The 21,095-nt window shown below is 40.9% G+C and carries 14 protein-coding genes; 7 read left to right on the forward strand and 7 right to left on the reverse strand.

Annotated features, from left to right (window positions below):
* Positions 1-285: 285 nt before the first annotated feature.
* The 3 genes from rpsU to V7K89_RS16105 form a co-directional block, all read right to left on the reverse strand.
* Complete coding sequence (gene rpsU, locus V7K89_RS16095; protein ID WP_012407716.1) at positions 286-474, reverse strand: 30S ribosomal protein S21; 189 nt, start codon at positions 472-474, stop codon at positions 286-288.
* Between the two features lie 117 nt (positions 475-591).
* Positions 592-912 carry an RNA recognition motif domain-containing protein gene (locus V7K89_RS16100; RefSeq protein ID WP_012407715.1) on the reverse strand — a complete coding sequence of 107 codons (321 nt, stop codon included), beginning with the start codon at positions 910-912 and terminating at the stop codon, positions 592-594.
* Positions 913-1,452: 540 nt separating this feature from the next.
* Positions 1,453-3,132 carry a hypothetical protein gene (locus tag V7K89_RS16105; RefSeq protein WP_335188746.1) on the reverse strand — a complete coding sequence of 560 codons (1,680 nt, stop codon included), beginning with the start codon at positions 3,130-3,132 and terminating at the stop codon, positions 1,453-1,455.
* 689 nt (positions 3,133-3,821) lie between these two features.
* Here V7K89_RS16105 and V7K89_RS16110 point away from each other — a divergent pair.
* The 5 genes from V7K89_RS16110 (at position 3,822) to V7K89_RS16130 (ending at position 11,796) form a co-directional block, all read left to right on the forward strand.
* On the forward strand, positions 3,822-4,004 hold the full coding sequence (locus tag V7K89_RS16110; RefSeq protein WP_335188748.1) for a CsbD family protein: 183 nt from the start codon (positions 3,822-3,824) through the stop codon (positions 4,002-4,004).
* 726 nt (positions 4,005-4,730) lie between these two features.
* Positions 4,731-5,171: a response regulator gene (locus V7K89_RS16115; RefSeq protein WP_335188769.1), complete on the forward strand. Its 441-nt coding sequence runs from the start codon at positions 4,731-4,733 to the stop codon at positions 5,169-5,171.
* A 545-nt stretch (positions 5,172-5,716) separates the two neighbouring features.
* Complete coding sequence (locus tag V7K89_RS16120) at positions 5,717-9,952, forward strand: chemotaxis protein CheB (RefSeq protein WP_335188750.1); 4,236 nt, start codon at positions 5,717-5,719, stop codon at positions 9,950-9,952.
* A 564-nt stretch (positions 9,953-10,516) separates the two neighbouring features.
* Positions 10,517-10,726, forward strand: coding sequence for a hypothetical protein (locus tag V7K89_RS16125; RefSeq protein ID WP_335188752.1), 210 nt, complete (start codon positions 10,517-10,519; stop codon positions 10,724-10,726).
* A gap of 404 nt (positions 10,727-11,130) precedes the next feature.
* Positions 11,131-11,796 (forward strand): LabA-like NYN domain-containing protein, encoded by a 666-nt coding sequence (locus V7K89_RS16130; protein ID WP_335188754.1) that lies wholly within the window; start codon positions 11,131-11,133, stop codon positions 11,794-11,796.
* Between the two features lie 8 nt (positions 11,797-11,804).
* Here the strand turns inward: V7K89_RS16130 and V7K89_RS16135 are convergent, their stop codons facing one another.
* The 3 genes from V7K89_RS16135 to V7K89_RS16145 all read right to left on the reverse strand — a co-directional run bounded on the left by V7K89_RS16135 (position 11,805) and on the right by V7K89_RS16145 (position 17,200).
* Positions 11,805-12,845, reverse strand: a complete 1,041-nt coding sequence (locus V7K89_RS16135) for a chemotaxis protein CheB (protein ID WP_335188756.1) — start codon at positions 12,843-12,845, stop codon at positions 11,805-11,807.
* Positions 12,846-13,200: 355 nt separating this feature from the next.
* Positions 13,201-15,510 (reverse strand): NACHT domain-containing protein, encoded by a 2,310-nt coding sequence (locus tag V7K89_RS16140; RefSeq protein ID WP_335188758.1) that lies wholly within the window; start codon positions 15,508-15,510, stop codon positions 13,201-13,203.
* A gap of 595 nt (positions 15,511-16,105) precedes the next feature.
* Positions 16,106-17,200 (reverse strand): hybrid sensor histidine kinase/response regulator, encoded by a 1,095-nt coding sequence (locus V7K89_RS16145; protein ID WP_335188761.1) that lies wholly within the window; start codon positions 17,198-17,200, stop codon positions 16,106-16,108.
* Between the two features lie 730 nt (positions 17,201-17,930).
* On the opposite strand from V7K89_RS16145, the gene V7K89_RS16150 reads away from it, so the two are divergent.
* Entirely contained in the window at positions 17,931-18,650 is a 720-nt protein-coding gene (locus V7K89_RS16150) for a response regulator transcription factor (RefSeq protein WP_335188763.1), read from the forward strand.
* Positions 18,651-18,837: 187 nt separating this feature from the next.
* Positions 18,838-20,526 (forward strand): NAD(P)H-quinone oxidoreductase subunit 4, encoded by a 1,689-nt coding sequence (locus tag V7K89_RS16155; RefSeq protein ID WP_335188765.1) that lies wholly within the window; start codon positions 18,838-18,840, stop codon positions 20,524-20,526.
* A 112-nt stretch (positions 20,527-20,638) separates the two neighbouring features.
* Here the strand turns inward: V7K89_RS16155 and V7K89_RS16160 are convergent, their stop codons facing one another.
* Positions 20,639-20,878 carry a hypothetical protein gene (locus tag V7K89_RS16160; RefSeq protein ID WP_335188767.1) on the reverse strand — a complete coding sequence of 80 codons (240 nt, stop codon included), beginning with the start codon at positions 20,876-20,878 and terminating at the stop codon, positions 20,639-20,641.
* Positions 20,879-21,095: the final 217 nt, after the last annotated feature.

Raw genomic sequence — 21,095 nt, forward strand, 5'->3', positions numbered from 1 at the left:
AGATCATAACTGTAAGGGTTTGCCATACGAATGCAGAAATCAATCACTTCTCTATATATTCTACGTCCTAACTAAGATGGCGACTGCTATAAAAGGAAAACCCTCATAAAATTTATGAGGGCATTCGTTTATATTTACAACAGAATTCAAACAAGGTGAAGTACACAACTATTCCTGTCAAAACAAGATATAAAGCCTGTTTTACTTCTGAATTTTGAATTCTGACCAGAGGCGGAGCGTCTTTGGCTTTGCTCCTGAATTCTGAATTATGCTGTATGTCAGCCCTTAATTACGAAAACTTCTCTTACTTTGTCTGTGCTTGGCAACTTCTTTGCGCTTGCGTTTTTCTAAGGGTGTTTCAAAATGACGATGCTTTCTCATGTCGGGAAAAATTCCCGCCTTGGAAACTTCTCGTTTAAATCGTCGTAAGGCTGACTCAATGTGTTCATTGTCACCTACAATTACTTGGGTCATTATTTCTCCTACTAAGTTGACTTCATCGATGGCTATGCAGGCGGTAACATTACAAAAAAAAGACAGACTCTTGTTTGTCTGACCTTAAGACTCTTGGTAAGTTTTTTGTTTCCAAGATTAGTAGCGTCCGCCGCGTCCACCGCCGCCGCCGTATCCTCCTCTGTTACCACCAAAGGAACCTCTATCACCTCTGTCTTCCTTGGGTTTAGCCTTATTAACTTTCAGGTCACGACCCATCCATTCAGCACCGTCGAGAGCTTCAATGGCAGCGGTTTCTTCAGCTTCAGTTCCCATTTCCACAAAGGCAAAGCCGCGCGGACGACCTGTTTCACGGTCAGTAGGTACTTGAACGCGCTTTACAGTACCATATTCTGCAAAAATACCACTTAAATCTTCTTGTGTAACGTCATAAGAGAGGTTACCTACATAAATTGACATCGATTCTCTCCAAAATCATCACTGTGTAGAGATTTTAATTTCTCTCAGAAGTCTGTAAATACTAAAAGGAAAAAGCCTTTCAATACTAAAACCAAAGACATCACTGAATTAACTCTCATAAATCTAGGATGACATACGAGCCAACTCTTTGCACCCAGTAGATAGTTAATCAGTGATGCGATCGCACCTAAGCGATCGTCCGCCCCTACATACCCTAAGTATAGTCCACCGCAAAAAGGGGTTGGAAATGGAAGAAGATAAATTCTGTAGGGTGATATAAAAAATCAGACATGCAAGGGCGCATCTTTAATATCCGAATTGAACGTTTGACTGCATTAACCATGAAGCATTACTTCAAAATTTTAATACGAAAGGCAAAGTCAGGCAACAAATATAAAACTATTGTGACTTGTACTTTTTTGGAGAACTTGCTATGAAAGCAATTGTGATGCTTACGGTGGCAAGCTACGCGAGTCTTTTTCTTTGGCGCTAGCCTCTTTTTTTGGAAAAGGGAAGTAAGTGACGTAATATCATGTTCGGCTAATTAACCCAAGTTGCAATGTTAAATTGCCGAACATTACCTTTCCAAGCTGTCTCCAATTCAGCTTTGACAACTTGAGCGGCCTCATCTTTGCCTAGTGCCTGTAAACTTGCCTGCAAGCCAAATAAAGAACGTCCATTATGGGGATATTTTTTTAAATCGGCACGAAAGACTTTCTCAGCTTCTTTATAGTCACCCTTAGCTAAAAGCACAGCACCCAAAGATTCCCGCGTTGGAAAATACCAGTCTGGTGGTTCGACGTAATCGAGGGCATCTTCTGCTGCCACCGCTTTTTCTAGCAATAAAATGGCAGATTCATAATCATGCTTTTCTCTGGCAATTTTGGCATCTAGAACTTTTGAGGCAATGTCTAAAATGCGACTAGCAAGACTGAATCCAATGGTTGCTTTGGTGGAAATTCCCTGTTTGGCAGCCAGTAATGCCCAACTTTCACTTGCTGCATCTTCAAGTTTGCCTGTGGCTGCGCTTGCCATACCGCGAGCAAAATGCCAAAGTGCTGTGGTAGTGGGCAATTTAGCTTCCGGAGCAGGAGTTTTTAAGATGGCATCCCAATCACTAAAGCGTGTCTGAATCAGCATTTTGCTGCCGAGAAATCCTTCAAGCATTGGTGCATACGGGTCAATTGCAGTAGCATTTGCAACTAATTTATCTGCGGATTTAAGAGCATCTTCATATCTTCCTGCCATGCTGCTGGCCACCATGAGAAAATGTACGTTGTGGTTGTAATACATCATGGGGTAAGTGCCCTGGACTTGATATTTTTTGATGTAAATATCATCTTGAGCGATCGCCTGCTCATTAGCCTGCATTGCCCCTTGATAATCTCCCACACGAAAATAAATATGACTTGGCATGTGTACCAAGTGTCCCGCCGCTGGCGCTAGAGTTCCGAGTCGTTTAGCACTGACAAGGGCCCGTTCTGGAGAAGGTGAGGCTTCCACTGCATGGATATAGTAATGATTAGCTCCTGCATGATTCGGGTTACGTTTGAGAACTGATTCTAAAACAGCCACAATTTCTTCTGTATCTGGCTGTGGCTTACCATCTTTAGTCCAATGCTGCCAAGGATGCAGATCCATCAGGCTTTCAGCGTAAAGTGTCGCTGCATCCAAATCATCAGGATAGCGCTTGACTAGGTTTTCCATTGCTTTTGTGTAGTAAAGCGCTAGTTGATACAAATCAGCATCGGCATCTTGAGAGTAACGTTTTGCTAAGGCGGTAATATAGTCTCGTTCTTGGGTGGAAGCTTGGGTAGAAAGTGCCAAAGCTTGCTGTACCGCTTGGTAAGCAGCTAATTCCTGCTTGGGGTCTATTTCTGAATTAATGTTGGGCCCCAAGGCTAAAGCAACACCCCAATATGCGATCGCTAAATGCGGATCGAGTTTGGCAGCATATTGAAAAGAACGCACTGCCTCATCATGATTGAAAGCGTAAATTAAATTTAATCCCTGATCGAAAAACTCTTGGGCTTGGGGATTAGAAGTAGAAACTGGATGGTGGATTGTGCCAAGTCCAGATATTAAGTTGTATGGCTGTTTTATTTCAGCGTAGACGTGTTGGTGTAAACTCTCGTTGAGAAGCGGCTTGTTGTCAGATATTGCCGCGCTAGGAGCGACTAAAGAGAATATAAGCACCCAAACTAGAAATAAGTACTTCATGATTATTTTTCTTCAAGCTCTTTTTTTAATATTCAAATGCCACAGTTTCTCTAAATAAGTAACTTGTCGGCACAAAACAGCAGCTCGGTGTTTCTTATAGAAATTAAAACCTACAAACACAATCATTGGAATCAAGATAGAATATCCGATGAAAATGTTAACCGATGAATCAGTTTGCATCCTAGAGTCTATATATTGCGAATTAGGAGTTGCTTGAGTACTAGAATTTGATTGTATAAATATCTCCATAAATACTACAAGTAAGAAGCTAGAAATTGGTATTGGGTTTGGATTAAAGGTTTTTCCTGTCCCCTTACCCTTAACCAATAGGTATTGGGGTGGGTGGGTAGTGTTCTCGACTTAGATAAAGAGCGCTGTATTTACCATACCTAATGGTAATAAGCCAAGTTACGGTTTATGATCATGGCTGTCTACTTGAAGTGATAAATGATTTTGTCTAAAGATAGAATAATAAAATGAACCTTTCCCTCTTTTGGATATTACTTGAATTTCCAAAGATGAATTTCAAGGTTAAATAACTATGTACAATGGACACAAGTATTTATCATAAAAACATCGTCAGATAGAAGAATTAAAAGTTTTCTAGAAGTAATCTATAAACATTGCAGCCCTTTTTGAGCAAGCAATAAGTAATCAACACTTAACCTACTTTAGGAGGAACAAAAAATATGAGTATCGAAGATAAAGCAAAAGCTTTTGCTAAAAACGTGGAAGGAAAAATACAAGAGGCAATTGGCGAAGTAACTGGTGATCCTAAAGATAAAGCTGAAGGTAAAGCTAAACAAGCTGAAGCCCAAGTCCGTCACACCGCTGAGAATGTCAAAGATGAAGTTAAAAAGACATTAGAATAGTACAGTGTGACAGAGGTTTTCCCTGCTGTAACAAGTTGTTCAAGTAGTTAGATTTTGGTGGTAATGTAATAGGTGAAATTTTATTTAGGAAGAAGGTTTAAGTTAAATAATTATTTACTGAACCTTCTCCCTTTATTAACTCTGTTTTTTCCCTAAGATTTTCAGGCATTTTGATAATAGCGATCGCAAAATATTTTCTCAAGCTTTCACTGATTTTTTCAAAGGTGCTAATTTATAAATAATCTTCTATTTAACCCCTTATTAATTGGTTTTTCCAACCAACGCTTAAACGCTAAATGATTAAATGCATATAATAACAGAACAGCAATTACCATAATATCAACAATATATTTGACCGTTCTCAGCCCAAAAGTACGGAAGTTATCAACACAAAAAAAAGTCAATCGTTGGTGCAATATGGGCTGAAATGTCTTCAGTATAACTGCCCGCTTTTTCAGATTGGGGACGTTTCCACACCGATCATAGTGTAATTTTTTTCTCTCTTCATTGGAAAAATTTATTTTTTATATCAGAAAACTTGTTGCTGAAAATATACATATTAAATAAAATATACATTATTAAAACATCTATTCAAACATAAACTGTAACATCTCATTGTTATAATCAATACTATTAATAAAATTTGTCTTTCAATAGGTCAAATAAATAGACCTCTTGCAAAAGTCCCTAAATCCTACCCCGCTTGCAGGAAGGGGAGACAATGTGATGTATTTAAAAAATAGATTTCCTACTAATTCTTCATTTCTTCAGGGGCTACGAGTACTCCTTGTAGATAATGATGTCAATTTCTGTAATTCGTTCACGCCGATGTTGCAATCCTATGGTGTGAGCGTGCAAGCGGCATTTTTAAAAGAGCAAGCTCTGGAAATATTTGTGCAATGGCAACCTGATATCCTCTTAAATGGTATTTCCACGCCAAATGAGGATGGCTATGATCTGATTCACCAAGTAAGAACACTTACGGGAGAGCAAGGCAAAGTAGTACCAGCGATCGCTCTGACAAGCGCTCTCACTGAAGATATGTATCAACATGCTCTTTTAGCTGGGTTTTGTCTATGCTTTGCTAAACCCATAGTTATTGATGATTTCGTTGCTGTACTTGGCATTTTAGCACTTGTTAATAATCCTCATCCTCATACTAACTAGCTTTAATTAATGTCTTATATATGTAGTATAAATTTTGAGAATTAATGGTATGGGTAATTTATGGGTAGGGATAAATATTTTTTAAATGCTACTAATGAACTTGATAAACGATAAAATTAATCTCAGGAGTTATCAAATGTATTTTTTAACTCAATTAGTTTTGCTTTTGAGTAGCGTAATTATTGGTATTGGATTGATTCTAGCTTCTTACTTCTTGGCAGTAACTTGGATTTAGAAAACTTAAATGGTTTATAGTTTATATGTTGGAAATATAGAACTCCTGTCTGATTATTGCGTGAACAAAATTGGTAGAACTCGAAAAGGCTGATTCTCTACTCCCTGCCGATCGCTTGCGCTGCGCTTCTCTTTGCACAGAGGCTTGTCTGCGACACGCTCCGCGAACACGAACGCGCATCACCCAAAGCAGCCTAAAGTTGTTTAATTTATACTCAAACTATTATTAAATACAAGGCAAGTAAGGTAAGTAAACTGAACTAAAATATAAACCTCAGCTGCCAAACCATTCCAGTGTAAAACTTTATTATATGACATTCGATCAACCCTCTGAGCAGCCTGTATCTGAATCTACCGCTAATGAAGAAGCGTTCGACATAGAGCAGCAAGACATTGCAGATGCTTTATTTCCCATTGTTGGTATTGCCGCCTCTGCGGGTGGATTAGACGCGTTTACGGAGATGCTCAAATATTTGCTTCCTGATATAGGGATGGCATTTGTGCTGATTCAACACTTAGATCCTAACCACAAGAGTCTGTTGAGCGAGATTCTGGCAAGAACAACTCAAATGCCCGTCACTGAAGTGCAAGATGGCGTGACTATAGAACCTAACAAGGTCTACGTTATTCCGCCTAACACTAAAATGATCTTATCTAATGGAGTGTTGCAACTCACACCGCGAGAGAAAATTCAGGGGAAATATATGCCTGCTGATGCGTTCTTTAGTTCATTGGCAACAGATCGAGGGAACAAAGCGATCGCAGTGGTTTTATCTGGGGCGGATGGAGACGGTGCACTGGGGCTAAAGGCAATCAAAGCAGCTGGAGGCGTGACTTTTGCTCAGTGTGAAGACACGGCAAAATTTGATGGTATGCCCAATACTGCTGTTGCCACAGGGAATGTTGATTTTGTGCTGCCGCCTCAACAAATTGCCCAGGAACTGGCAAACCTCAGTCGCAATCCTTTTATTTTTGGCTCGCAGTCGCTGCTCGCGGTTGGTAAATTGCCTGAAGTGGTGGATGCTCTTGGGACTATTTTTGTATTATTGCGATCGGCAACTGGCGTTGACTTCAGCCACTACAAGCCTAATACGCTTGATCGCCGAATCCAGTGGCGAATGCTGTTGTATAAATTAGAAAAGTTAGAAGATTATGCCAATTATTTGCAAAATAATCCGGGTGAAATCAAGGCGCTCTATGAAGAAATTCTGATCCACGTCACCTATTTTTTCCGCGATCCCGAAGCCTTTGAAATGTTGAAAGGGCAAGTTTTTCCCACCATCACGAAAAACAAATCGTTAGAGGTACCGATTCGGATTTGGGTGGCGGGATGTTCCACGGGCGAAGAAGTGTATTCGCTCGCCATCTCTTTGCTGGAATTTGTGTCAGATAAAGTAACCCCACCGTCGATCCAGATTTTTGCCACAGACATCAGTGAGATAGCGATTGAGAAAGCTAGATTAGGCATTTATGCAGAGAATCAAATGGTGGAAGTTTCACCAGAGCGCCGCCGCAGATTCTTTAATGCCATTGAAGGCGGTGGATATCAAATTAGCAAAGTTGTCCGCGAACTGTGTGTATTTGCCCGACAAGACTTGAGCAATGATCCCCCTTTTTCTAACTTAGATTTAGTTAGCTGTCGGAATGTACTGATTTACTTGGATGAAACGTTGCAAAAACGGATACTGCCCATCTTTCATTACAGTCTCAACCCAACAGGCTTTTTACTGTTAGGGACTTCAGAAAGCACAGGTAAACATTCAGAGTTGTTTACTCTGATTGACAAAAAGTATAAAATTTATGCCAAGAAGCTAACTGCAAATCGTCCAATTCTTTCGTTTGTTACCAGCAATTATCCAGTAACAAAACTAGAAGAACCTAAGCCGACCAATGAGAATTCATCAGAGGAGTTTGATTTAGATAAAAAAACCGATCAACTGATCTTGAATCACTATGCCCCAGTGGGTGTAGTAATCAACAGCAAGATGGAAGTGCTGCAACTTCGGGGAGAAATCGATCTCTACCTAAAACTTGTATCTGGGAAAGCGAGTCTCAACTTATTTAAAATGGTGCGCCAAGGCTTGCTCGTAGAGCTACGCGCCGCAATTTATCAAGCACAACGGCAAAAAAATCCAGTTAAAAAGCAAGGGTTACGAATTGAAGAAGGCAATCTTTCAAAAATCGTTAATCTTGAGGTAATTCCATTCAATTCTGCGGCTAACGAAGAATTGCACTTTCTGATTTTATTTGAAGAAGCCTCACCTGTAGTTAATAACTTCAATCCGGTAAATCCTGAGAGCCAGGAGCAGCCCTACCTAGAGCAGGAGATTGTTCGGCTAAGGCAAGAACTCGCAAATGCCAACCAAGAGAGGGCTGCGACTCAAGAATATCTGCAAGCGGTGATTCAAGAGCAAGAACACATCAATCAAGACCTGAAAGTTGCTAATGAAGAAATCCTCTCCAGCAATGAAGAGTTGCAAAGCACCAATGAGGAGTTAGAAACTGCCAAAGAAGAGATTCAGGCAACCAACGAAGAACTCAACACAACTAATGAAGAACTTCGCTCTCGAAATCAGGAATTACACCAAGTTAACAACGATCTAACGAATTTGCTTGCTAGTATCAATATTCCCATTTTGATATTGACTTCGGACTTACGGGTTCGACGTTTTACGCCGATGGCGCAACGGCTTTTCAATTTAATTCCCACCGATGCTGGACGACCTTTGAGCGATATCAGAGCCAATCTGAATATTCCTGATTTAGAACCTCTAATTTTAGAGGTACTTGACACACTCAGCATCAAAGAATTAGAAGTCCAAACCTTTGGGGGACATTGGTATAACCTCCGCATCCGTCCTTATCGCACCACAGAAAACCAGATTGACGGAATAGTGTTGGTGTTAATAGATATTGATGGTCTTAAACGCAATGCAGAAAGCTTAGAACAAGCCCGGAATTACGCTGAAGCGATTGTGGAGACGGTACAAGTGCCGTTAGTCGTGCTTGATTCTGATTTACAAGTCAACAAAGCCAATCGCTCGTTTTATGAAACATATCAGCTTTCACCAGCAGAGACAACGCAATCTCTGATTTTTGAACTAGGGAATGGTCAGTGGAACTTGCGCGGACTACAACCGCTCCTAGAAGACATTCTGGCTAACGATACTAGTATTCAAAACTTAGAAATAGAGCATCGTTTTGAGCGGATTGGGGAGAAAACCATGCTGCTCAATGGTTGGAAAATTATTCAACAGGGAGAACCCCAAAGAATTTTGCTGGCGATTGAAGATATTAGCGAACAAAAGCAATTTGAGTTAGAGCGATCTAATCTCCTGGCACAGGAACAGTCAGCCCGTCAAGAGGCCCAAATCGCCAACCGAGCTAAAGATGAATTCCTGTCGAATCTCTCCCATGAACTTCGTAACCCGCTTAATAATATACTAGGCTGGGCGCAACTTTTCCGCACCCGCAATTTAGATTCTTCAGCAGTCACTCGTGGCTGGGAAGTGGTAGAGCGGAGTGCTAAAGTGCAAGCTAAATTAATCGATGATATGCTGGATCTCTCACGGATTACGAGTGGAAAGCTTCATTTAAGCACTCGTGTAATCGATCTAGTTTCAGTAATCGATGCCGCCATTGAGTCTATCCGATTTTCCGCAGAGGCGAAAAGCATTCAAATTGTTTCACAGTTGAACTCGGCGACAGTTGTCGGAGATTTTGATCGCTTACAGCAAATTCTGTGGAATATACTTTCTAACGCGATTAAGTTCACTCCAGCCGATGGGCGAATGGAAATCATACTCGAAGCTGTAGATATTCACGCCCAAATTAAAGTCAGCGACACAGGAATTGGCATCCAGGCAGACTTGCTGCCATATATTTTTGACCGCTTCCGCCAAGGAAATTCCAGCACCAGCAAAACGAGTCAGGGACTTGGATTGGGCTTATCAATCGCCCGTCATCTTGTAGAACTTCACGGTGGAACAATTCAAGCACAAAGTCCAGGCGAAGGAAAAGGAACCACGATCACCATCAGGCTGCCTCTGCGCTCAACACTGCCAGAAATTACACCGCCAACTTATTTAGAGCCGAGCGTTTTGTCAACGACTCCAAATACATTAGATGGTAAGAGTCCATCTATAACCCTTGAAGAGTTATGCATTTTGGCTGTAGATGATCAACTAGATAGCCGCAACTTAATCAAGTACATGTTAGAAGACTTCGGGGCTGAAGTAGTGGTTGTGACATCGGCAAGGGAAGCGATCGCGGCTTTAACTGAATCTCCTGACAGATACGATCTGCTTCTAGCAGATATTGGAATGCCAGAAGAGGATGGTTTCTCTCTGATTCGTCAGGTTAGAGAGCTTGATGCATCTGCCGGGGGACAAATTCCAGCAGCAGCAATCACTGCCTATGCCACCGAGCAAGAGCGGCAAAGGGCGATTGATGCAGGGTTTCAAATGCATTTGGCTAAACCGATTGAGCTTACTGAATTAGTATTGATGGTTGCAAACTTAAGTGGACGAGTCACAGATAATTCGTAATTCGTAATTGAGGGTAGAAAGCAACTAATTTTAATTATGAAAAAATAAAAAATGCGCGGCGTTTAGATCCCCAGCTTCTCAAAGAAGTCGGGGATCTAATTTTTCACACACTAATGATAAAAGATTGTTATATAGCGCTTCTTATTTACAGCAGTTTTCATGTATTTGAACCACATCTGTTGTAGGGGCGCAAGGCCTTGTGCCTCTACCGTGTGGTCTATTTTCAGGTAAATAGTTGTAAGCGTAATACAGACTTAACAAGAACAGCTCCTTCCCGATAAGGAGAGTAAAATTCCAAGCTTCTCTCCTTTGATGAGAGAGGAATGGAAGTGAGGTCAAAGTGTATTAACATCCATAGACGCGTAGCGGCTGACCGCAGGATACGATAACCGCTATATCACGTTTGAATAAACATTTGAATTACGTATAAATTGTATAATTTGCATTTAAAACATTCAAAAGTTATAGATGATGTTTGACATCTTTACTTAAAAAGATACAAAACATATTTAATTTATTCTACTAAAACAGAAAATATCAACTATGAATTGAGGAATCAAAAGCATGACTGCAACCTTCATGAAACTGCCTAAGTTTCGCAATAGTCAATGGGTGAGCTTTGTAGGTGGAGAAGGGATTGTACGGAGCTACACACCTGAATTTGGGACATGGACGTATCTCATTGAGATGGCATTAGGGCTAGAGCCTGACTTTGGCAGAGTTGGCGCAGAAACGATGATATTCCTCACCGAGGCAGATTTGTGGACGTATTAGTACAAGGTTAATTTAAATACAAACACCCTTTATTGCAAAAAAATTCTTGAAGAAGAATCCAGAAGTCAGTATTCAGGAGTCAGAACTTTCGTAGTGGGGGATTCAGATCCACCAATAATTGTAGACCACTAAATTAAAAATTTAGCGGGGGTCTTAAACCCATTTATTCATTCACCACTCGCAGAGAATTCAATTCTGTAAGCGTAGCGGGGCGCAGCCTATTCTGGCGACTGACGCCTTTATTCTACTTTGATAAACAAAGAAAGTTTTTCTAGTACAGCACGGCGTAAATAAACCACCCATTCCAAATCACCAAAAAGTCTGTCCTATAAGCTTTTTGACTTTTAACTTTTGACTTTTAACTTCCGCCTTGCGGTACTAGCCACCTGATCAAGGAGTTATAAGTGGCAGATACTGTTATTAAGAAAAAGATTTTAGGAAAAGCAACTCAGAAGGTATCTAATCAAAAATCCAGTTTTACAGATACCACCCTTGAAGCGACCCATCCACTTACTGTTGATAAAAACTGTATCCCCAATCAAGGCGATCGCGGTCGAGTGATTGTTTTCATTGATGGCTCGAATCTGTTTTATGCAGCTTCACACCTCAATATTGAAATTGATTACGTCAAACTGTTGCATTATTTGACAGCTAGAGATTATCTGGTTCATGTTTTTTACTACACAGGCTACGATCCGACGAACGAGAGGCAGCATGGGTTTCTTTACAAGATGCGTCACAACGGCTTCCGCGTCATTACTAAAGCAGTGACACAGTTGAGGAATAATGCCAAAAAAGCCAATCTAGATGTAGAAATTGCGGTGGATATGATCGCGCTGGCTCAATATTGCGATACAGCTGTGTTAGTCAGTGGTGATGGAGATTTTGCTTACGTGCTGAATACCATTGCTAGTCAAGGAGTTCGGGTCGAAGTGGTCGGGTTGCGATCGATGACCAGTACTAGCCTTATTGATGTTGCTAACTGTTATACCGACCTTGCAGCCATTCAACAAATTGTTCAAAAGCTTGACAACAGTGTTTGCCAGCAATTGGCTATTTCCCAAGAGTAAGCCTATAACTACTCCGGCTGTTCCTCTATTGCGGCAATAGTTCGTTTCGTGGCAAAGCCATTGAGAATGATATCTCGAATTAAGGATACCTCTTTATCTAAATTCATTGCATGATCTTCATATTTTGTCACGGCACTAGTTAAATTGTAGTTTTTCATCCGTTCTGCCATTTGACGGGAGAATATAACCTTTTCCTCCATTGTCCGCACTGCCGACCACAGCGCACTTTCAAGATTCTGAGTTTGCTCTGTCAGGAACACATTAGCTGTAAAAGAATGCCCCGTGTGACAGCGAAACCGTAGCGGCTCTCCTTTGCCAATTTGCCAAATGCTGCCGTTGCATTTAGGGCAGGTGTAAGTCGTTCGAGTCCCGATTGCTTCTACACTCTCCAAAAACTCTTGGGTATTCATTTGCTGTTCAGCAATTCTGGATTCAATTTCGATTTCTTCGCTCACGGGGTATTCCTCCTCTTTGGCGGCGGGTTCTTTTGACAACCGCACTAACACGTCTGGGATTTCTGCAAGCGGCAGGCAGTAATCAATCTTCACATACCGCAAGGCGCTCTTTACCATGCTGGGGTATTCTGCCTCCTTCGGGTCTTGAACGATCGCCACTCCGCCCCGTTTCTTGATTGCCTGCAACCCCACCGTGCCATCATCGAGATAGCCAGTAAGTACCACACCTACCACCCTTGTACCATAAGCGCGGGCGGCTGAACGAAATAACGTATCGATCGCGGGTCGAAAGCGGTTTTCTTGAGGTCCGCGCACGACACGCATCGAGCCTTGGTTGACCAACAGGTGATAATCAGGCGGTGCGATATAGATTCGCTTGGTTTGAATTAACTCTCCATCTGCCGGGTGAGATGCTGGTAGAGAGCTTACATCTGTAAGAATTTGGGGGAGAATACTAGGCTTATCCGCTGCAAGGTGCTGAACAATGAAGAAGACAGCATCAATCTCAGCAGGCACAGCACCCAAGATTGCGCCCAGCGCTTTGAGTCCACCTGCGGAAGTGCCAATAACAATAATGTCGTGTCCAACAAGCATAGATACCTTTTGTTAGCGAATAAAAGCTGCTCAATGTTATCTATGTCTTCTAAATAATTAAACATCTTCTAGTATGAAAATGCCTGTTGGGGAGGGGTGATATCATGTCCGGTGAAATACTTATCATTAAAACCGCAGGGGAGCAGGGGGCAGGGAGAAAAAGGGTTTTCCGGTTTCTGCATAGATAACGGGAATTATAACTAATTATGCGGACATGATATGATTCAAGAATTTTTGCAATAGTCTAATGAATATCAAAGACTCATTAATGGAGTTCCAAGCCTCATTAATGAATATCAAAGACTCATTGTTGCATTCTAAAATATATTCGCTCTCCTCCCTGCCCCCTGCCTGATCACAATCCCTTCCATTCTCGCTTGGAGAGTTCTTCTATCGGCAACAACAAACTGGCTTCAATCTCCTGCCGCACAATATCTGTTACCTCACAGTTGCTATTGAGGCAATCGATAAGCAACTGATTGGCATCGTAATATTGTTGCAATACTTGTAGTTGCTCAGAGCTGAAGTGCCACTGATGCTGAATGTTTCGATGCTTGGCGAGCATGGTGTTTAACTGTTCCATCCAGGCAGGGTAACTTGTTTGCCACCATGTATGAAACCTTTTTTTACTTTGTTCTGCATCTAGGAGTTGGTCTTTAAGTTGTTGTAAAGCTTGGCGTAAGGCAGCATCTTGAACAATTACTAAAGCATTACTTAGAGCATCCTCGCAGGCATGAACATCGGCAAAATTAGATTTGCAGTCAATAGTGCATTCCATTACTAGGTTATCTAATGCTATATCTAAAAAAATACCTTGATCGAGGATGCAGGCGAGGAAAAAGTGCGGTATAAGGTGAGGAGTCCTATCTAGGGCAAAGTAAAACGCGCGAATTGCAGCAGGCTGGGGAGGAACTGCAAGGGACTTTTTGCTTGCCCAAGTTAAAAATTTTTGTAAATATGGATCTTGAGCTACTAGCGCATCAACTTTTTGCTTCATCAACTGCACCAGAAAATCTGCACTTTGCAGCATAGCTACCGTTAACAAAAAGATTTCACGCCACCTGGGTTCAGTAATATGACTCACCAGACGTTCTAACGGTTTTTCCAATGCTTGTAAATTATAATTGGCGACGATTTGTCGAGCACTCAGGTATTCTTGAAACGTTAAAGAAGAGAAAGAGAAAATCCCCCGCACTCGTTCTGCTAGTAATCCATGTTGCAACTCTATTGCCTGAAGTACACCTTCACTATCTAATTGCAATTCCTCTAGCTCCGTCGAAGCATTCGGCAAATCACTGATATAGTCGCTAATGTATTGCTCAACAATGTGTTGTTCAAAAAAGTAATTACCCTGCTCAAATGTCGTATAAGCAATCTGACTCAGCAACTTCAGCTTTTGTGATAAGAAAAAACCTTTGTACACTTCATCCCGCTTAATTCCTTTATTTTCGTCCCATTTGCCGAGTAGGAGACTTAAACATTGCTTATAAAACACAACTTTTTGGGTTGGGAATTTGTTCTGGTAATGAAAAACCCAGCAGGCGAGATGCAAAAACAAGGGGGTGACAACAAGTCTACGAAATTGCAAGTTTTCGGGTAAATCTAGTTTCTCAATAAACTCAACTGCCTGTTTTTGTTTATCCTGGATGTTCGTTTTTGTAAGTGCTGTAAACCACTTCTGAGCAAAAGCAACAATTTGCTTAGAGGTAAATGGGGCAATTTCAACATCTGTAAAGCGTCTGAGGTTGAAAGCTTTAGCCGCCGTGCGGCAGGTGACAACAAACATATTCTTTTGATACTTTTCAGAGAGTCTACGAATCTCATTGATGATACCGATGCTCTGTTGATGGAGTACTTCATCTAATCCATCCAGCAACAGCAACACTCTGCCCTCCAACAACAAAGTTTCCAGCACAGATGGATCTGAAATCCCACAGGTGAAGAATTCCTTGAGAATATAGTTGAGTAAATGGAATTCCTCTGTTTCTCTAGATTCGTCGGCAAAATCTCTTAAGGTGACAAAAATGGGAACCCGATTTGCTGCAAATCTACCTCGGTTGCATTGAATCGCCAGATGTTGCAAAAAAGTCGTTTTACCTACTCCTGGTTTACCCAACACCCGCAGCTTTGAGTAAGTTTCAACTGCTGTGATCCCAGCGATTTGCATCTGGGATACTTCACCGAAACCAAAGCGCTCAAATTCTCTTGATGTAAACTTTTGCAAGTCAGCAAACTCTAACCATTGAAAGCTGGCAATTTCCTCCAAAATGTTGATATCGATGTAAATGTCGTCTATTTTAACCGGGCGACTAACATCTAATAACTGCAAAGTGCCGCACTGGTCTTGAATTTTGTCGAAGCGTTGCGATCGCACTTGTTGTACTAAAGCATCAATATCCAAAAATTCAGCACCAAGTTCTTTTGATTGAGGAAATTCTTCTGGAGGATTAGCCGCAATCTCCCGCCAATTCAACGACAATACAGAACAAATTTCTATAAAGATATGACGCTCAACTGGACGTCCAGTAAAAAATCGCCAAATTGGTTGGCGAGTCTTTAAGTTGACTTCAAAAGCCAAATTGTCTTGTGTCCATCCCTTTTGAGCGAACGTTTTTCTGGCTTGTTCAATCCCGGTGACTGATCCTTGTAGCGATCGCTTTACCATATAAGCCTACACACATCAAATAAGAATTTTTAAATTTGACATTATTGCAATATACAGTTTAAGAACTATTTAGAAACTAAGTGAGCTATTTTGGCTATTTTTAAATGTTAATGATTTATTTCAAGCATCTTCAGCCAACATCATATATTTTGATTTTTGTCAGTATAAATTAACTTATAAAAAGTATATTTTATAACTTTATATTTGATGTTATGGAAAGTTTTTTTATATTTAGTAGCTTTAGTACTGCGGCAACTTCAAAGTTTATGTACGATAGCGCACAACAATTGTATCACTTTTGTCAGCTTGTGTACAAAGATGCGCTAAACCATTGTTAGGGCTGAAGTACAAGAAAGAAAAACAAACTGCATACTCCTACAAAGAAGCAAGCTACGCGCAGCATCTCGTCAGAGAAGAACACAAAGAATAAAGAAAGAAGAAGTTAAAAAGGTTTGGCACAGCCTCATAAAGAAATGGTATTACTGAGCAAAATCCTTATTAACAACCAAAAATGCTATAACCGTCGAATTTATGTTTATGCGTGGTAGTGCTAACGATGTATGTACAGTAGTAATAATTTTTTGTTTGCCTACTTTTAGTTTTTGTCAACTATAGGTAGACGTATAGTAAATGTACTTCCCTGTCCTGGTTCAGATGTTACATCGATTGTGCCTTGATGTGCTTCGATAATACAGCGAGAAAGATATAATCCCAAGCCACTACCAGAACGTTGGTGTTTCCCTTGACGAAATCGCTCGAATAATATTGCCTGATCTGGTTTAGAAATTCCTGGCCCTGTATCTCGGATATCAATATTCACAGCTACCGGAGTCAGATAACAGTGAATATTTACAGAACCTTTGTCTGTAAATTTGATGGCATTGCCGATGAGATTTGTCAAAACTCGCCGTAGTTCTAAGCGATCGCCCATGATGGTGGTTGCAATTTCTCCTTTGTCAATGTTTACTATTAATCCTTTTTCTTCAGCTAAGGGAGTTAATTCTTGGGAAACTTCATTAACTAATTCCTGAATATTGCAGGGAGAAATTTTTAAGGTTTTACAGCCCGCTTCATGACGATAAACTTCTAACAAAGTATTTACCATTTCCAGCAAGTCTTGATTGCTGCTAATCATGGTATCAATTATCTCTTGCAATTGTGGCGAAACATCGCAAAACCTGCCTTGCAGCAATAATTTTAATACGCGGTTGGAGGCAACCAACGGTATACGTAAATCGTGAGTAAAACGCGAGACGAAATCTGCCCGAAGGTTCGCCATCTGATCTCGTTCGTCGATACTATGCTTGAGGCGCAGGAGCGATCGCACCCTTGCATGTAGTTCATCAGGATCGAATGGTTTGCGAATGAAGTCATCTGCACCAGCGTCAAGTCCTTCAACAACGCTAGACTCATAGTGAGCCGTGAGCAGCAGAATCGGGATAAATGGCAACGCCTGATTCTGTCGAATACGCCGAGTAAATTCATAGCCATCTAGCTCCGGCATCATCACATCTAAGAGAATTATGTCTGGCGGTGACTCTTCAACCATAGCCAGAGCAATCTTACTATCTTCTACCAAGCTAATTTCATAGTCCTCATCTTCTAGGACTGCTTCTAAGACCAGTAGATTGTCAAAAATATCATCGACAACGAGAATTTTATCTTTTTTGACAGTTTTAGTTAAAGACATAGCTAAATAAAAAAGAAGTGCTTGGCTATCCCTAGCAAATCTAGTAATAGCTTACTTCACCAGTGCTGAGATTATTAAGGATTAACATTTTCTTTTAGAGTTTCCTGAGTTAAATACCTATCTTCTACGTAATTAAACTGGTTTTTTTATGTATTTAATGTGCTAATTCATTAAAAGAGTATATTTTTTTATAAGTATCTTAGCTGTCTGAATTATCTAATTAATATCAATACCTGGGTGCAGTGAGTTATTTTAGTCCCTTTTGTGTGCATAATCCCACTCACAGCAAGGATAACTACTTAATAATCACCTACTTTTACTTGCTATCAGATTTTTCATGAAAAATTGTTTAGCATAAAACATCGAGCGTTAAGTTAATGTATAGAAATTTTTTTTTGATTAACTTAAGTAGGTCGACAGAATAAAACCAAACTATGTTAACAAAAATGAACGAGGCTAAAACCCTTTTGCCTCCTGCTTCCTGCCTCCGGCCTTCTGCCTTATCCCAATGACAAATATTTACTTACGCCCACTTACTTATATTGTCATATCGTGTCATATCGAAACTCTTGCCTTAGAAAAGCTTACAAGATAAGGTTATTTATGTCTAATGGTAGATGAAGTTCAGAGAATAATACCAAACGCATTGCTTTTTGTATAAGATCCCGAATAGAAGAACGAGATTATTTTAATCTGTACTTTAGATAAATAACAGTAAAATTAAGCAACTATGAGTGAAATTAAGATCCTTGTGATTGAAGATCACAACCTGACAAGAATCGGCTTGCGGTCTGCTTTACAAACTCAGCCAGAGTTTAACATTGTTGGTGAAGCAGCCAATGCAGCCGACGGCATTAAGCTTCTGAAAACTCTCAAGCCGGATGTTGCTACTATTGACATTGGTTTGCCTGACATGGATGGTATTGAGCTTACACGCACATTTAGGCAACATCAAGCAGAGAATGAGGACTATACAACAAAGCTGCTAATTTTAACGATGCAAAATAGCGAACAAGCAGTTTTAGCAGCATTTGCAGCAGGTGCAGATTCTTATTGCATGAAGGATATAGAAACAGAGAAACTAGTAGAGGCTGTGCAAACGACTTATGCAGGTAGCTCGTGGATCGATCCAGCGATCGCAGACCTTGTACTACAACAAATACGTCAAGATTTCCCCGATGGCAACAGAGGCGCATCTGGAAAAAGAGTTTTGATTGAAGGTATTGACCCAGATGTTGAAAAAAGTATTGTCACCTATCCTTTAACTCATAGAGAGATGGATGTTTTAGAGTTGATTGTCGCTGGCTGTGACAATGCAGAAATTGCTAAAAGGCTCTATTTAACAGTCGGTACTGTCAAAACTCATGTTCGAGGTATTCTCAATAAACTCTGTGTTGCTGACCGGACACAAGCAGCTGTCCGTGCTTTGCGGGCGGGATTAGTACCGTGAGCAAGTAAGCAACCATCATCAACTGCGTACACAAGAACACTTAACAAATAAAAATATTTCTTTCCCAGTCTCCAGTCAATTGTTTTTCGGTCAAAACAGTTAACTGGGACAAAGATTTTATGAAGAAATTGTTACAAAGTTTAGTAGAATGACATAATTGACTAAATAAGTATTTTTATATACATACATGATAGCGGATCAATTTCCCTGGCTTACCGCAATTGTCTTACTGCCATTTGTTGCTTCCTTGCTCATCCCTGTGTTGCCTGATAAAGATGGTAAGCGCGTGCGGTGGTATGCACTGGGTGTAGGTATTGCAGATTTTGCATTAATGTGCTATGCATTTTGGAAGCATTACGATGCCAGTAGTGCTAGTTTTCAAATGGTGGAAAATTATGCCTGGGTGCCTCAATTAGGTTTTAACTGGGCGGTATCAGTCGATGGGCTTTCAGCGCCACTTGTACTTTTAGCCGGATTTGTTACCACACTCTCAATTTTTTCAGCTTGGCAAGTCGATCGCCGACCCCGCCTCTTCTATTTTTTGATGCTGGTGCTGTATTCGGCACAGGTAGGGGTGTTCGTTGCTAAAGACTTATTGCTATTTTTCATCATGTGGGAAGTAGAACTGATTCCCGTCTACCTACTAGTCTGCATTTGGGGTGGGCAAAGGCGTCGTTATGCGGCTACGAAATTTTTGTTGTATACCGCAGCTGCTTCTATATTTATTTTAGTGGCAGCCCTGGCAATGGGGCTATATGGCGGTGGTGATATGACATTTGATATAACCACCCTTGCTAGCAAAGAATATCCCCTTGGTCTACAACTGCTACTTTATGCAGGATTGTTGATTGCATTTGGTGTCAAGCTTGCTATTTTCCCCATGCATACTTGGTTGCCTGATGCCCACGGCGAAGCATCATCTCCTGTATCAATGATATTAGCTGGTGTGTTGCTGAAAATGGGCGGATATGGACTGATTCGCCTGAATCTTGAAATACTTCCCGATGCACATATTTATTTTGCGCCGGTTCTAGCCATTCTCGGTGTTGTCAACATTATCTATGGTGCATTGAACTCCTTTGCTCAGACCAATATGAAGCGGCGTTTAGCTTATTCGTCGATTTCTCACATGGGGTTTGTATTGCTGGGGATTGCCTCCTTTACTGATTTGGGAATCAATGGCGCGATGTTGCAGATGATTTCGCATGGTTTGATTGCATCGGTGCTGTTCTTCTTAGCAGGTGTTACTTACGATCGCACCCACACAATGGTAATGAAAGATATGGGCGGTATTGGTCAAGCCATGCCCAAAGTCTTTGCCCTGTTTACAATCTCCGCGATGGCATCTCTGGCACTTCCCGGTATGAGCGGCTTTGCTGGCGAACTCTCGGTATTTGTTGGGATGACAAGCAGTGACGTTTACAGTTCGACTTTCTGCACTGTAACAGTTTTTCTCGCCGCAGTTGGAGTCATCCTCACACCTATCTATCTACTTTCCATGCTGCGAGAGGTGTTTTATGGTAAAAATGCAGCACTCATCTGCGACATTAATAATGCAGGTTCAGAAAATCAAGAAGATGAGGGAACAGTTTGTTTTGGTACAGACTGTCTCGTACCAGAAGATGCAGTCTACGATGATGCTAGACCCCGTGAGGTATTTATCGCCGCCTGTTTTCTGTTGATGATTATTGGTATTGGTTTCTATCCGAAGATGGCGATGCAGATGTACGATGTGAAGACTGTCGCAGTCAATGCTAATCTTCGCCAGTCTTATGCCATAGTCTCACAAAGTAATCCCCAGATTTATGCCGAGGGTTTCTTGGTTCCGCAAATTTCAGAGGTTGAGGTAGCACCCATTTTGGGAACTTTGAAATAAGCTTTTTGACCAATAGACTTGTTGAAAAAAGCCAAAGCTAGGTATATTTTTGAGGAATAATAGAGCATTGATAGCCGCTCACTATAGGTAGGCTATCAATTCCAAATCATTCTCAGGATGCCCAAGATGTTTTTTCTAGAAAAGCTCCTTTTTTCCAATTTTGCCAAACCTTTACTGCTGCTCGTTGAAAAAATGCCTGCGAGTTTTGCACTGGGGTTTCTTGAAGTTCCTTAATTTCTCCACTCAATTTATCTATCCATAAAGAGCCGAGACGATCTTCATCTGCGCCAAAGCGGTAAGTAACGCCAGTCTCATCCTCCTTTTCTTTTAAAATCAATACATAAAAAGCCATAACAGATTAATGTGGTCTTTAAAAATTGGATACTTTAGTTTTAACTCATTTGAGTTATGCTCATGTTACTAAGGGACTCCACAAACGACCAAAGCGTTCAGTAGCGTCATGAGCTGTACGGTAGTTATAGCAACCGCCAGGTTGGTTAGGACACTAAACTCAGAACATACTCCATTGCCGCTCGCAAGGTAGGGAAGTACTCCAGTTGCTTGCGGAT

The sequence above is a fragment of the Nostoc sp. genome (assembly GCF_036917515.1).
Classification (GTDB): Bacteria; Cyanobacteriota; Cyanobacteriia; order Cyanobacteriales; family Nostocaceae; genus Nostoc.